This window comes from Arthrobacter sp. NPDC089319 (assembly GCF_040684925.1).
Classification (GTDB): domain Bacteria; phylum Actinomycetota; class Actinomycetes; order Actinomycetales; family Micrococcaceae; genus Crystallibacter.
Genome location: NZ_JBFBGZ010000001.1, coordinates 200,468 through 213,502, shown reverse-complemented (window position 1 = coordinate 213,502; position 13,035 = coordinate 200,468). Strand labels below are relative to the sequence as shown.

Genomic DNA, 13,035 nt, shown 5'->3' with positions numbered 1-13,035 from the left:
AGTACGCTCCGGAGGCACGGTTGTGCACCGGGCATGATGATGGCTTTGATGGTTCTGCCGCACCGCGAGGCGGTCGGGCCAGCGAGGCTGCCGGCCGTGGTTCCCAATCCTCAGCGGGCTGCGGCCCCAATCTGATGGGAGGCCGTGAAGGGTTCACCGTGGTTCTGGTGACCTCTTCGGGAAGGTTGCTTACGTTGTAAGCAAAGCATGCTTAGCATTCACCTGCAACCCCCACGGCCGAAAAATTTTGGTGCAGCCTGCTCGCGCCGGCGGCCTCCGCGGCAATCCGGTCACGCCGCGCGGGATGCCGCGGCGAGCAGCCTTTGAGGTGGCGCGGGGCCGGCATGGCCGGAGTGGACCGGAGCCGGCGTCCCGGCCGGAGTCGCAGCCGGGGTCCCGGCCGGATCCCGGCCGGGATCCGGGCAGAAGACCCCGGCAGAAAGTCCGGCAGAAGACCCCGGCAGAAGACTCGGCAGAAGGTCCCCGCAACCGCAACGATAAACTCGAGTGGTGACTTCCGAGACCCCCATCCCAGCCCGCACCACCTCCGCCAGCAGCACCGGCCAGGCGCAGCCTGACCTACCGGAGAAGGTTTCCGACCTCTTCGACCCGCAGCGCTGGCGGGTAGTGGAAGGCTTCGACTTCCAGGACATGACCTACCACCGCCAGGTGGAGCGCGACGCCGACGGCGCCGTGGTCCGCGATCTGCCCGCCGTGCGCATCGCGTTCAATCGACCAGAGGTCCGCAACGCCTTCCGCCCCGGCACAGTGGACGAGCTTTACCGGGCGATGGATCATGCTCGGATGACGCCGGACGTCGCCACGGTACTGCTGACCGGCAACGGCCCCTCCGCCAAGGACGGCGGCCACTCCTTCTGCTCCGGCGGCGACCAGCGCATCCGCGGCCGCGACGGCTACCGGTATGCCGCTGGCGAGACGAAGGAGACCATCGACCCGGCCCGCGCCGGCCGGCTGCACATTCTGGAAGTCCAGCGGCTGATGCGCACCATGCCCAAGGTGGTCATCGCCGTCGTCAACGGCTGGGCAGCCGGCGGCGGGCACTCGCTGCACGTGGTCTCCGACCTGACCATCGCCTCCAGGCAGCACGGCAAGTTCAAGCAGACCGATGCCACCGTGGGCAGTTTCGACGCGGGCTACGGCTCGGCCCTGCTGGCCCGGCAGATCGGCCAGAAGGCGGCGCGGGAGATTTTCTTCCTGGCCCGCGAATACTCCGCCGAGGACATGGTCCGCATGGGCGCGGTGAACGAGGCGGTCGACCACGAGCGTCTCGAAGAGGTGGCGCTGGAGTACGCCGCGGACATCGCGCGGCAATCGCCGCAGGCCATCCGGATGCTCAAGTTCGCCTTCAACCTGGCCGACGACGGGTTGGCCGGCCAGCAGGTCTTCGCCGGTGAAGCCACTCGGCTGGCGTATATGACGGACGAAGCCGTCGAAGGCAAGGAAGCGTTCCTGGCCAAACGCGACCCGGACTGGTCTTCGTTCCCCTACTACTTCTAAGGCTGCCGGAATGGACATCGAGCCGGCCCTGTCCGCGCTGACAGCGGCGCTGGGCGGCGAGGGCCCCGCCGTCGAAATCGCGGCCGACGGGACGCCGCGGCCGGTGACTTCGCCCGGGCTGGCTCCGGAAACCGCCGCGATTGTCCGGACCTCGGGTTCCACTGGCACACCCAAGGCCACCATGCTGGGGATCGACGCGCTGGCTGCGTCGTCGATGGGCACTGCGCTGCGGCTGGGCGGCGAGGGTCAGTGGCTGCTGACGCTGGCACCGAATTACGTCGCCGGCCTGCAGGTGCTGGTCCGCTCGCTCTACGCCGGCACCCGGCCGTGGGCCATGGACCTGTCCAATGGCTTTACCGCGCAGGCGTTCACCGACGCCGCCGCCGCACTGACCGACCGGTTCCGCATCACCTCGCTGGTACCGACCCAACTGCACCGGTTGCTCACTTCCTCGGCGCCGGAAACGGTCAAGGCGCTGCGCCGCTTCGACGCGATCCTGCTGGGCGGGGCCCGGCTGCCGGCGGCGCTGCGGACGGAGGCGGCCAAACATTCACTGAAGATCGTGCGCACCTACGGCATGAGTGAGACCTGCGGCGGCTGCGTGTACGACGGCGTGCCGCTTCAGGGCGTTACGCTGCAGATCCAAGAGGGCCGGGTGCTGATCGGCGGCGACGTGGTCGCCGGCGGCTATCTGGCGAATCCGGAGCTGACCGCGGCGCACTTCAGCGAGTCAGGCGGCACCCGGTGGTTCCGCACCGAAGATCTGGGCGAGGTCGACGACGACGGTGCGCTCACCGTGACCGGGCGCGCTGACGACGTGCTGATCACCGGCGGCGTCAAGGTATCCGCGGCTGCCGTCGCCGAGGCCATCGAAGGGCTCCCGGAGGTGCGGGCGGCTCTGGTGGCCGGAATCTCGGATCCGGAGTGGGGCACCAGGGTGTGCGCCGCCGTCGTTGGTTCCGCCACCGTGGATCAGATCCGGGCGCGCGTCCGCGCGGCCTTGGGAAGTCCGGCCGTCCCGCGCCACATTGTGCACTTGGATACCCTGCCGCTGCTGTCCAATGGCAAACCGGACCGTCTGGCCGTGGCGGACATCCTGCGCCGGTCGGCGGCGGAGTCCGCGCCGCACGGCGACGGGCAGCCGGGAGCGGAACCGCCGCAACCGTGACATCCGGCACTCCTGCTCCGCCAACTGCACGGCCCACCGGCCCCCATGGGCGAGAATAGAACCTTGCTGCGGATGCCCGCAGCCCATGATGTACCAGTCCCCCACAGGTAAGGATCTTCCACAGTGGCTACAGCCGGGCAATGGCTCGAAGGGGCACGGCCCCGCACGCTTCCGATGTCGATCGCGCCGGTGATCATCGGCAGCGCGGCCGCCTACGAACTGGGTTCCTTCCGGCCGCTGCTTGCCGTGCTGGCCGCGCTGGTCGCGATCCTGTTCCAGGTGGGGGTGAACTACGCGAACGACTATTCGGACGGCGTCCGCGGCACCGACGACGTGCGCGTCGGCCCGCTGCGGCTGACCGGCTCCGGGCTGGCCACGCCGCAAGCGGTCAAGGCCGCTGCGTTCGGCAGCTTCGGGCTGGCCATGGTCGCCGGGCTTGCACTGATCATCCTGTCCCAGACCTGGCCGCTGCTGCTGGTGGGCGTCGGCTGCGTGATCGCGGCCTGGGGATATACCGGCGGCAACAACCCGTACGGCTACCGCGGGCTGGGCGAGGTCTACGTGTTCCTGTTCTTCGGCATCGTCGCCACCATGGGAACCACCTACACCCAGGCCCTGCAGGTCAGCTGGCAGTCCTTCATCGGCGCGGTCGGTACCGGCTTGATCGCCACCGCCTTGCTGATGGCCAACAACGTGCGGGATATCCCCACAGACCGTGAGGTGGGGAAAATGACGCTGGCGGTCCGCCTGGGCGACGAGGTTGCGCGCATCAGCTACGTCATGATGCTGGCGGTGGCCATCCTGCTGCCGCTGCTGCTGGTCTACGACTACCCGTGGATCCTCTTGGTCCTGCTGCTGGTGCCGGCGTGCCTCACCCCGAGCTGGCTGATGCTCAAGGGCAAAAAGCGCGAGAGCCTGATTCCGGTGCTGAAGCAGACCGGCCTGATCAACCTGGGGTTCGCCGTGGCCTTCGGCCTGGGCCTGGTGCTCAGCGAGATCATGTAGGCAGCTGCCGTGGGCCGCAAACGGGCCGGTTGCCGGAACGGGTCAGCGCTGCTGGTCCTCGGACCGCGGTTCGTTAGGTTGCTGCGGTGCCGACTGCTGCTGGGCAGGCTTGGGCTTGCGGTCCGAATCCACCCGAAGTTCGCCGTGCTGCTCGACGGCGGAGTCCTCGGCCAACGCATCGGAGATCTCCGTGGAGGTCCGCGGCGCCGCCACTCCCTTGTTGAAACGGCTGGCTAGCGCCCTGCCGGCTTCGTCCCTCATCTTGCGGAAGAACAGGTACGTAATGCACCAGCCCATGACCGCGGCCGCTAAGGCGGAGTAGACGATGCCCAGCCTCAGGAACAGGCAAATAACAAAGATGACGGCCATGATGCCGAGCCGCAGGGCACTGAATTTCCAAAAAGCCACGCCTCAAGTTTACGCTGCCCGCGAGATCACCCGGGCAGTCCAAGGTTTCCGCAGTCCCCAGGGCAGCGCTCACCTACAATTAAGTCATGGTCCGTCTCTATATCCTGCTCGCGGTACTGGCTCTATCGGTGGTGATCTATGCCCTGATCGAGTGCATCCGGTCCGGGTCCCACGAGGTGCGCAGTATCTCCAAACCGGGATGGATCGTCACCATCATCTTGGTCCCGCTGATCGGGGCCCTCATGTGGTTCATGTGGGGCCGCCCCCGCGCGGCCGGCCGGCAACCCCAGCAGGCACCCCGCCCGGCGGCTCCCGACGATGACATTGCCTTCCTGCGCACGCTCGATGCAAAGCGCCGCGCCAAACAGCGCGAAGAGGAATTGCACCGGCGTGAGCAAGAGCTGAAGAAGACCGAAGACCCGCAGCACGGGAACAAGGACAAACCCGCCACCCATGACGGCCGGCAGTTGAGCGAAGACGACCCGGACAACGGGCCGCACTAATTCAAGCCGAGACCCTCTTTCGAAGAAGGCCCGCAGCCCTGAGTGATTCCAGAGCTGCGGGCCTTCTCTCGTTATGGAGGCGGGGAACGATGCCTGTCGGCGAGCCCCCGTCCTTTGAGTCCTAGACTCCGGCGTAGCTGTGCAGGCCGGCGAAGAAGACGTTGACGATCGTGAAGTTGAAGACCACGCAGAGGTAGCCCACGATCGACAGCCAGGCGGCGCGGGTGCCGGTCCAGCCACGGGTGGCGCGGGCGTGCAGGTAGCCGGCGTAGACCACCCAGATCACGAAGGTCCAGACTTCCTTGGTGTCCCAGCCCCAGTAGCGGCCCCAGGCCTCCTCGGCCCAGATGGCGCCGAGCACCAGGGTGAAGGTCCACAAGACAAACGAGACCGCATTGATCCGGTATGCGGCGTTCTCCAGCGACAGTGCCGAGGGGACCAGCCGCATGAAGCCCAGCTTGTCCGCCTTGCCGGCCCGGCCGCGGGCTTCGCGGTTTCCCTGGATCAGCTGCAGCACGGACATGGCGAAGGTCAGCGTGAACAGTGCGGACGCCAGCACCGCCACCGAGACGTGGATGATGATCCAGTAGCTCTGCAGGGCGGGAATCAGGTGGGCCACCGGCGTCGGGAATCCAATGGTGGCAGCGATCAGCATGATCACCACGAGCCCAATGACGAACGAGCCGAGGAACCGCAGGTCCTTTCGGGTCAGGGCAATCAGGTAGACCACCGCTACCATCAGCGCGCCGGTGGTGCAGAATTCGTACATGTTGCCCCACGGCACACGGTGCGCGGCCATCCCCCGGGTCACCACACCAGCGGCCAGGATGACTGTTGCCAGCACGGTGAGGGCCACGCCGATGCGCGCGGCCGCGCGGCGTTCCTTGCCGTAGTTCATCGAGTCCGAGGCCATTTCGACCGCGTGCGCCTGGTTTCCGTTGCCCCCGGCGTTGCTGACGGCTGCGGAGCCGGAGGTGGCTCCGGCCGCGCCGACCAGCACCGCCGCGTCCGCAGGGGCGTGCTCGGCGGCCAGCCGGTCTTCGACAGCCTTGATGGTCTTGCTGGATTTCGCCAAATCCCAGCAGAAGGCGATGAAGGCGACGGTGAACGCCATCGCGCCGAGCAAGATAAACAGCTCGCTGTACTGGGCCAGTGTTTGGTCAATCGTGGGCATGGGAAGAGGTGTCCTTAGGAGTTGTCAACGCCGGCGGCGCTCTTGCTATTGTGCGCCTGTGGGCCGGCATCCGTCAGCCATTGGTCGCGGAGAAGTTTACTGATGGTCGCTGCTTCAGGGGCCAGCCGGTGGTCTTCGCCGCGGGCCAGCAAGCCCCACTCCACCATCGTGCGTCCGTCGTCGTGCGTGCCGGCGCGCACCCACACGCGGCGTCGACCGATGAACAACGAGGCGCCCAAGCCGGCCATCGCCAGCGAGGAGAAGACGAGCGCCCCGAGCTTGCCCGGATCGTGGTGGATGTCGAGCGCGGCATAACGCACCAACCCGTCGAAGGTGATGCTGCCCATTCCGTTGGGCAGTTCCTTCGTCTCGTACGCGGCGAGCTCGATGCCGCCGCTGTCCTGGTTGCGGTCGTTGAGCACGTTGAGGTTGCTGGTGTCCAGGACAAAGACATTTTTCGGATCGCCGTTGTCCAGGCCCAAATCGCCGTAGTAGGAGTTCAAGTACAGCCGCGGATTCATTGGGTCCGGGTCGCTGCCGTAGGCCACGCCGTCCTCGCCTTCCATCGCCGTCGGCAGGAAGAAGCCCACGAAGCCCAGCTGCTCCGGCTTGGCGTCCGGCACCTTGATCACCATTGTGGAGGTGTAGGCGCCGTCGTTGGGAATGGCGACGACGGGGCCCTGGTGGGCAATGTTGCCGTCGCCGTCCCGGATGGTCACCACGGGCGCGTAGCCGTTGCCCATCAGGTAGACGTTGCTGCCGCCGATGGTCAGCGGGTGGTTGACCTTCAGGACCTGCTGCTCGGCGGGCGCCCCCGGCTCATCCCGCACGGACATGGTGGCGGTGAAGTCCAGCGGCTGCCCGTAGTGGGTGGTCGATTCGCGGTCGAACACCACCTCGAACTTGTCCAGGGTCAGGGAGAACGGGTCCAGCCGGTCCTCGGTGAAGCCGGTCCCCGGGTTGAAACTGTCGTAGCCGATCAGCGAATTCACGAATGTTTCGCCCTCGACCAGGACCCGCTGGCCGGTGTAGCCGAACTGGCCGCCGACCGCCACGGAGACCAGCACGCCGATCAGCGAGGTGTGGAAGATCAGGTTTCCGATTTCCTTGGCGAAGCCGCGTTCGGCGCCGACCGAGGGCCGGTCGGTGTCCGCGTCGCGCACATTGACCCGGTAGCCCCGGCGCTTCAGCAGCCGGGCGGCCTCTTCGACAGCGGAGCGTGCGGAGACGCCGGCTTCGGCCGGGACCGCCATGGAACCGTATTCGGGCAGCCGGGACAGCCGGCGCGGAGTCCGCGGCGGCTGCGACCGCATGGCCTTGTAGTGCTGGATGGCGCGCGGGATAACGCAGCCAATCAGCGACAGGAACAGCAGCAGGTAGATGGCGGAGAACCACACCGAGGAGTACACGTCGAAGAGCTGGAAGCGGTCCAGCCACGGCCCGACCTCCGGATTGTCCGTGAGGTACTGGGTCACCACCGCCGGGTTGGCCGGGCGCTGCGGGAACAGCGAGCCGGGGACCGCGGCCACCGCCAACAGCAGCAGCAGGAACAGCGCGGTCCGCATGCTGGTCAGCTGGGTCCACGCCCAGCGCAGCATGCCCAGGAAGCCCAGTGCGGGAACGGCGACGTCGTCCCGCTTGCGGTTGGGCTTGCGGTCGGTGCCGGCACGGCCCTTGCCGCCACCGGTGCCCGGTCCGCCCGGTGCGGGTGCACCGGCGTCGTCATGGCGCTGTGCGCCGTCGGGGGTCTGACTCATCAGATCGGGAGCCTCACTTCATTTGCAAACCAATCCTGCAATTGCGTCACCCAGTCCCCCCAAAGCCCGGTGGCCATCAGCAGGCCCAAAACTACCAACATGGCTCCGCCCGACCGCTGCAGGAACAGCCGGTGCTTGCGGAAGAACGCCATGGCGCCCATCCCCCGCCGGACACCGAGCGCGATCAGCAGGAACGGGATGCCCAGGCCCAGGCAGTACACGAAAGCCAGGAAGGCGCCCTTGGCCGCGTCAGCACCGCCGGAGTACGCCAGCGCCTGGACCGCGGAGAAGGTGGGGCCGATACACGGCGCCCAGCCCAGCCCGAACGTCATGCCGAGCACCGGGGCACCCCACAGCCCCGCGGGCGGGCGGGAGTGGATTTTGCGGTCCCGCTGGAAGAAGGACAGTCCGCCCATGAAAATGATGCCCATGACCACGACGACGACGCCGAGCAGCTGGGTGATCCAGTCCGCGTCGCTGCCCTTCAGCCAGGCGCCCAGCTGGCCGAAGACCGCCCCGATGAACACGAAGACGATGGAAAAACCGAGCACGAACAGGCCGATGCCGGCGAACATCCGGCCGCGGCGCTGGCGTTCCAGGTCCACGCCGGTCAGGCCGGTGACATAGCCCATGTAGCCGGGCACCAGCGGCAGCACACACGGGGACAGGAAGGAGACCAGCCCGGCCAGCATGGCCACGGGGATGGCGAGCAGCACGGAGCCGTTCAGCACCGTGTCGCCGAAGGCGCCCCCCAAGGTCATCGGCAGCGAGGCCGTCGCCCATCCCACGGCTACGCGGCCACTGCGTCTTTGATCAAGGCCTTGAGTGTGCCCTTGTCCGCCACGCCCAGGATCCGGGCGGCAACTCGGCCGTCCTTGTCCAGCACCAGCGTGGTGGGGACAGCCTGCGGCGGCACGTAGGACGTCATGGCCAGCAGGATGCCACCGTCCTTGTCCATGAAGCTGGGGTAGGTGATGCCGAAGTTGCGCTCGAAGGCCTCGGCGGTGGGCCGCTCGTCCCGAATGTTGACGCCGTAGAACTGGGCGCCGTCGGCGAACTCCTCGCTGAGGGCCTGCAGGTCCGGGGCTTCCAGCCGGCAGGGCGCACAGGAGGCGTACCAGAAATTCAGCACCGTGACGGTACCGGCCCAGTCGGCGGCATCGACGGACGTGCCGTCGAGGAGCTTGCCGGTCAGCTGCACCGGTTCGCCGCGGGATCCGAGCGCATACTCGGTCACCGAGCCGTCTCCGGCGATGTAGTTCTTGTTGTCTCCGGCGTTGGCCTGCTGGGCCAGCGGATCCTCGACGGAACAGGCCGCCAGCGAGAGGGCGCCAAGCAGCCCCGCACCGACTTTGAACACGGTACGGCGGTTGAACGAACGGGGATTATCGGCAGTCACAGTCACACTCTTCTTCGTGGGGTTGCGGGCATCCCACTTCTACAACGCGTAGTAATTCTATTATGCTCCCGGCAAGTTCGCCGCACCGGGCAGCAAGTCGGCGCAGGGCTCGGCATAACGCACCGCGCTCAGGCGCCCGCCGTCGAACTCAAGGGAGGTCACCGACGCCAGCGTGCACTGCCGGCGGCGGGGGTCGTGCCAGAGCGGTTTGCCCTCGCTGGCCAACCTGGTGACCCAGATGGGCAGCTGGTGGCTGACCAGAATCGCCTCGGCCCCCGGGCCGCCACGTTCGACCGCCTGACGCTGGGCGTCAAAGATGGCTTCACGCATCCGGGCGACCTGCGCCGTGTACGGCTCCCCCCAAGACGGCCGGAACGGATTGTAGAGGCGCCGCCAGTAGCGCGGCTCGCGCAGGTGTGAGCGGATGTCGCTGAGGCCCTCGAAGTGGTTCTCGGCTTCGATAATCCGCTCGTCGGTGACAATCTCGAGGCCCAGCGCCTCCGCGGTCGGTCCGGCGGTCTCCTGCGCCCGGGTCAACGGCGAAGCGACCAGATAACTGATCGTGGCGCCGTCCTTCCCGCGCTCGGAAAAGTAGTCGGCGGCACGCCGGGCCATCTCCTGCCCCAGCTCCGACAGTCGGAAGCTCGGCAGCCTGCCATAAAGCACACGGTCGGGGTTGTGGACCTCGCCGTGGCGGAGCAGATGGACAGTGGCTTCGGGCATGGGTACAAGTGTCTCAAACTGGGCGTGTTTGCCCAAAAGCCCCATCGGCCGCCGGACCCAGCGGTCCGGCTGCCGGCGGGCCGGCCTGTTCGGCTGCCGGCGGGCCGGCCGGTTCGGCTGCCGGCGCGCCGGCCGGTTCGGTTGCCGGCGGGCCGAAAATCATCCTTCCGGGCGACCGACACGGCGCTGACCTGCATTGTAGTGTGGCAGTAACAGCTGCCAAGAGCCTCCGCGGCCGGCAGATCCGGCCCGAGTGGATGAGATGAAAAGGACCCGGCCATGAGCACCCCCCAGAACGAACCGAACACACCCGGTGACGGGGAAGGCCGGCCCAACGGCCAGCAACAGCCTCAGTACGGACAGAACCTGCCGCAGTACGGGCAGAATGCTCCGCAGCAGCCCGGCTCCGGCCAGCCGCAGTACGGGCAGAACGCTCCGCAGTATGGGCAGGGCCAGCCGCAGTACGGCCAAAACGCACCACAGTACGGCCAGCAGCCCTATGGCCAGGGTCAGCAGGGCCAGTCGCCATATGGCCAGCAGTACGGGCAGCAGCCGTACGGCTACCAGAACGCCGTGCCCGGTCAGTACGGTTACCCGAGCGGCCAGCCGCAGACGGGCGCCAAGCCCACCCGGCCGCGCGAAGTGGTCATCGCTTTCTGGCTGATCATCACGGCGGCGGCGATGACCGCCCTCGAGATGCTGACCGAGCTCTCCAACCTCGATGGCACCATGGCGGCGGTGCTCCAGGACCCGTCGGTCCGTGAGGCCCTCGGTGAGCAGGGCGGTCAGTTCTCCGACGCAGAGCTCTCACAGATGATGAGCGGCACGGCGGGAGTGATCATCGTCATTACCGCGGTGATCGCCGTCGGGCTGTACCTGCTGGTGGCCTTCGGCGTGAAGGCAGGCAAGAACTGGGCCCGGATCACCGGCACCGTGTTTGCCGCGCTGTCGCTGTTTGGGCTGTTCAACATCTGGTTCGGCACCTTGTCCGTGCTGCTGGGCATCGCGGCGATCGTGCTGCTGTTCCTGCCGGCATCGAACCAGTTCTTCCAGGCCACCAAGGCCCACAAGTACGGCATTTACGGCCGCTAAGCGGCTACGCAGCCGGCACCACGCCGGCTAGGGACGGGCGCTGGACTCGGAGTTGCTCTCCGTCTCCTGCGCCCGTTGTGCGTGGTAGGCCAGGATCTGCAGTTCGGTGGCCATGTCCACCTTGCGCAACTGCACGGACGGCGGGACCTGGAGCACCACCGGCGCGAAGCTGAGGATGCTCATTACTCCGGCCGCGACCAGCCGGTCGCAGAGTCCTTGGGCCACGCCGGCCGGCACGGCCATCACTGCCATGTTGGCTCCGGTCTGCCGCAGAACGGATTCCAGTTCGGCGATGGGGCTGACCCGCAGCCCTGCCACCTCCGACCCGACCACGAGCGGGTCCGCGTCAAAAAGGGCCACGACGCCGAACCCTTTGGTACTGAAACCGGAGTAGCCGGCCAGCGCCCTGCCCAGGTTGCCGACGCCGACGATGGCCACCTTCCACTCATGCATCAGGCCCAAGGCCGCCGAAATCTCCTGGCTGACCAGCCGGACATCGTAGCCCACGCCGCGGGTGCCGAACGACCCCAGGTGGGACAGGTCCTTGCGCAAGGTGGGTGGGCTGACCCCGGCGAATTCGGCCAACTGCTCGGACGAGATGCGTTCCGTGCCTGCGGCCATCAGCGAATTCAGCGCCCGGAGGTAGATGGTCAGGCGTGCGAGCGCTGCCGGCGGGATCTCCTGGCCGGAAGGCTTGGCCGCCTCTGTCTCCGGGAGGTGGGTCACTGTTCTCGCTCCGATGCCTGCTGCGGGCTCCGGCCCAGGCTGTCTCCAGCCGTTCCGGATCATGACTGCCCCGGCGGTTGTCCGACCGATGGCTGGTGTTCCCCTAGATTAAGCTCCGCCGCGCCGGTCTCCAACTCTGATGACGCCGGGGCGGTAGCGCTATTGCGTGAGCAGGCGGCGCAAACGCTCCGGATCGATGTGCCAGAAATCCCGCTGCACTCCGTCGATCATCACCACCGGGATCTCTTCGGCAAAGCGGCGCTCCAGCTCCGGGTCTTCGAGAATGTTTTTTTCCTCCCAGGGCACACCGAGGTCCCCCGCAACACGCTCCACCGTCTCCCGCGCGGCCTGGCACAGGTGGCAGCCGGGTTTGGTCAGCAGCACCAATTCGTGGCTGCGGTCCTCGGATCCGTTCATGCCTCCCACGGTAGCCCTCGGCGGCGGTGAACAGGGAATCCCCGGCGCCTCGTTAGACTCGAAGTATGTCCAAGTCCGCCGCCGGCCATGCACAGCGCGCCTCGGTCTCCGCCGACCCGGGGACGGAGGCGGCATTTTTCGACGTCGACAACACGCTGATGCGCGGTGCCAGCTTGTTCCACGTGGCCCGCAAGATGTACCAGCGGGGCGCCTTCCGGATGCGCGACGCCGCCAGCTTCGGTTTCAAGCAGGCACGGTTCCTGATGCGCGGGGAAAGCCTGAAGGACATCCAGTCCATCCGGGAGACGGCCTTGGCCCTGGCCACCGGCCTGTTGAGCGACGACTTCAAGCAGTTGGGCGACGAGGTCTACGACGAAGTGATCGCCTCCAAGATCTGGCCCGGCACCCGGGCGCTGGCGGACCAGCACCTGCGCGTGGGCCGGAAGGTCTGGCTGGTCACGGCCACCCCGGTGGAGGTGGCCGCCGTGATCGCCGACCGGCTGGGCTTGACCGGCGCTTTGGGCACGGTCGGCGAAATCGAGAACGGGGCCTACACCGGACGGCTGATCGGGGACATCTTGCACGGTCCGGCCAAGGCCGTCGCGGTGGAAGAACTGGCTGCCCGGCAAGGCCTCGACCTGGCGCGCTGCTGGGCCTACAGCGACTCGTACAACGATGTCCCGCTGCTGACTCTGGTGGGCAATCCAGTGGCCATCAATCCGGATGGCAGGCTGCGCCGGCACGCCCGGGAGAACAACTGGCCGGTCTACGATTTCCGCAGCGGACGCCGCGCGGCCACGCTCGGGCTCAAGGCCGCCACCGGCGCGGGCGCGGTCTACGGACTCTGGCGCGGCGTGAGCAAATTCCGCCGGCCGGCAGCCTAAGCACCGTCCCTCCCCAGCCAGGAATGACGTTAAAATGCACACGGCCCGCCAGTTTCCTGGCGGACCGTGGAAGACAGGGAACCGGCTAGCGGGTCCTACTTCTTGTTGCGGCGCTGGTGGCGGGTCTTACGAAGCAGTTTACGGTGCTTCTTCTTGGCCATACGCTTGCGGCGCTTCTTGATAACTGAACCCACGAGTCCCTCATTCACTGATAGTTTCCGTGCTGCCGGCGCCCGGCGGGGCACACACCAACTTACGGTT

Annotated in this window: 15 protein-coding genes; 6 read left to right on the top strand and 9 right to left on the bottom strand. The window is 67.2% G+C overall.

The genetic code is table 11. The features are described 5' to 3' along the window. Positions 1-528 precede the first annotated feature (528 nt). The 3 genes from AB0N75_RS01005 to AB0N75_RS00995 all read left to right on the top strand — a co-directional run bounded on the left by AB0N75_RS01005 (position 529) and on the right by AB0N75_RS00995 (position 3,691). Positions 529-1,518, top strand: a complete 990-nt coding sequence (locus AB0N75_RS01005; RefSeq protein WP_364644788.1) for a 1,4-dihydroxy-2-naphthoyl-CoA synthase — start codon at positions 529-531, stop codon at positions 1,516-1,518. A gap of 10 nt (positions 1,519-1,528) precedes the next feature. Beyond that, a complete protein-coding gene (locus AB0N75_RS01000) occupies positions 1,529-2,686 on the top strand; it encodes an AMP-binding protein (protein WP_364643822.1) in 1,158 nt (385 codons plus the stop codon). Between the two features lie 123 nt (positions 2,687-2,809). Next, the gene (locus AB0N75_RS00995; protein WP_364643819.1) at positions 2,810-3,691 is read left to right on the top strand and encodes a 1,4-dihydroxy-2-naphthoate polyprenyltransferase; all 882 of its coding nucleotides are present in this window, start codon (positions 2,810-2,812) and stop codon (positions 3,689-3,691) included. Between the two features lie 42 nt (positions 3,692-3,733). On the opposite strand, the gene AB0N75_RS00990 is transcribed toward AB0N75_RS00995, so the two are convergent. Next, entirely contained in the window at positions 3,734-4,099 is a 366-nt protein-coding gene (locus tag AB0N75_RS00990) for a DUF4229 domain-containing protein (protein WP_364643816.1), read from the bottom strand. A gap of 86 nt (positions 4,100-4,185) precedes the next feature. On the opposite strand from AB0N75_RS00990, the gene AB0N75_RS00985 reads away from it, so the two are divergent. Further along, a complete protein-coding gene (locus tag AB0N75_RS00985; RefSeq protein ID WP_364643813.1) occupies positions 4,186-4,602 on the top strand; it encodes a PLDc N-terminal domain-containing protein in 417 nt (138 codons plus the stop codon). A gap of 121 nt (positions 4,603-4,723) precedes the next feature. Here the strand turns inward: AB0N75_RS00985 and ccsB are convergent, their stop codons facing one another. The 5 genes from ccsB to AB0N75_RS00960 all read right to left on the bottom strand — a co-directional run bounded on the left by ccsB (position 4,724) and on the right by AB0N75_RS00960 (position 9,655). Further along, positions 4,724-5,776 carry a c-type cytochrome biogenesis protein CcsB gene (gene ccsB, locus AB0N75_RS00980; protein ID WP_364643810.1) on the bottom strand — a complete coding sequence of 351 codons (1,053 nt, stop codon included), beginning with the start codon at positions 5,774-5,776 and terminating at the stop codon, positions 4,724-4,726. Between the two features lie 14 nt (positions 5,777-5,790). Next, entirely contained in the window at positions 5,791-7,374 is a 1,584-nt protein-coding gene (locus tag AB0N75_RS00975) for a cytochrome c biogenesis protein ResB (RefSeq protein WP_364644785.1), read from the bottom strand. Between the two features lie 158 nt (positions 7,375-7,532). Then, positions 7,533-8,294, bottom strand: coding sequence for a cytochrome c biogenesis protein CcdA (locus tag AB0N75_RS00970; RefSeq protein WP_364644782.1), 762 nt, complete (start codon positions 8,292-8,294; stop codon positions 7,533-7,535). Between the two features lie 29 nt (positions 8,295-8,323). Then, positions 8,324-8,938, bottom strand: coding sequence for a TlpA disulfide reductase family protein (locus tag AB0N75_RS00965; RefSeq protein ID WP_364643807.1), 615 nt, complete (start codon positions 8,936-8,938; stop codon positions 8,324-8,326). Between the two features lie 54 nt (positions 8,939-8,992). Then, positions 8,993-9,655 (bottom strand): histidine phosphatase family protein, encoded by a 663-nt coding sequence (locus AB0N75_RS00960; protein ID WP_364643804.1) that lies wholly within the window; start codon positions 9,653-9,655, stop codon positions 8,993-8,995. Positions 9,656-9,934: 279 nt separating this feature from the next. On the opposite strand from AB0N75_RS00960, the gene AB0N75_RS00955 reads away from it, so the two are divergent. Next, complete coding sequence (locus AB0N75_RS00955) at positions 9,935-10,747, top strand: hypothetical protein (RefSeq protein WP_364643801.1); 813 nt, start codon at positions 9,935-9,937, stop codon at positions 10,745-10,747. Positions 10,748-10,774: 27 nt separating this feature from the next. Here the strand turns inward: AB0N75_RS00955 and AB0N75_RS00950 are convergent, their stop codons facing one another. Together AB0N75_RS00950 and AB0N75_RS00945 are read right to left on the bottom strand one after the other, a co-directional pair. Then, the gene (locus AB0N75_RS00950; protein ID WP_364643798.1) at positions 10,775-11,473 is read right to left on the bottom strand and encodes a redox-sensing transcriptional repressor Rex; all 699 of its coding nucleotides are present in this window, start codon (positions 11,471-11,473) and stop codon (positions 10,775-10,777) included. A 159-nt stretch (positions 11,474-11,632) separates the two neighbouring features. After that, a complete protein-coding gene (locus AB0N75_RS00945) occupies positions 11,633-11,890 on the bottom strand; it encodes a glutaredoxin family protein (RefSeq protein ID WP_364643795.1) in 258 nt (85 codons plus the stop codon). Positions 11,891-11,955: 65 nt separating this feature from the next. On the opposite strand from AB0N75_RS00945, the gene AB0N75_RS00940 reads away from it, so the two are divergent. After that, positions 11,956-12,774, top strand: a complete 819-nt coding sequence (locus AB0N75_RS00940) for an HAD-IB family hydrolase (protein ID WP_364643792.1) — start codon at positions 11,956-11,958, stop codon at positions 12,772-12,774. A gap of 95 nt (positions 12,775-12,869) precedes the next feature. Here the strand turns inward: AB0N75_RS00940 and AB0N75_RS00935 are convergent, their stop codons facing one another. Then, complete coding sequence (locus tag AB0N75_RS00935) at positions 12,870-12,968, bottom strand: AURKAIP1/COX24 domain-containing protein (protein ID WP_003792170.1); 99 nt, start codon at positions 12,966-12,968, stop codon at positions 12,870-12,872. Positions 12,969-13,035: the final 67 nt, after the last annotated feature.

Bases quoted from the DNA above. Each gene is read 5' to 3' on its own strand.
- ccsB (WP_364643810.1), bottom strand. From the start codon at position 5,776: ATGCCCACGATTGACCAAACACTGGCCCAGTACAGCGAGCTGTTTATC.
- AB0N75_RS01000 (WP_364643822.1), top strand. From the start codon at position 1,529: ATGGACATCGAGCCGGCCCTGTCCGCGCTGACAGCGGCGCTGGGCGGC.
- AB0N75_RS00970 (WP_364644782.1), bottom strand. From the start codon at position 8,294: ATGACCTTGGGGGGCGCCTTCGGCGACACGGTGCTGAACGGCTCCGTG.
- AB0N75_RS00940 (WP_364643792.1), top strand. From the start codon at position 11,956: ATGTCCAAGTCCGCCGCCGGCCATGCACAGCGCGCCTCGGTCTCCGCC.
- AB0N75_RS00945 (WP_364643795.1), bottom strand. From the start codon at position 11,890: ATGAACGGATCCGAGGACCGCAGCCACGAATTGGTGCTGCTGACCAAA.
- AB0N75_RS00955 (WP_364643801.1), top strand. From the start codon at position 9,935: ATGAGCACCCCCCAGAACGAACCGAACACACCCGGTGACGGGGAAGGC.
- AB0N75_RS00975 (WP_364644785.1), bottom strand. From the start codon at position 7,374: ATGCTGCGCTGGGCGTGGACCCAGCTGACCAGCATGCGGACCGCGCTG.
- AB0N75_RS00985 (WP_364643813.1), top strand. From the start codon at position 4,186: ATGGTCCGTCTCTATATCCTGCTCGCGGTACTGGCTCTATCGGTGGTG.
- AB0N75_RS00960 (WP_364643804.1), bottom strand. From the start codon at position 9,655: ATGCCCGAAGCCACTGTCCATCTGCTCCGCCACGGCGAGGTCCACAAC.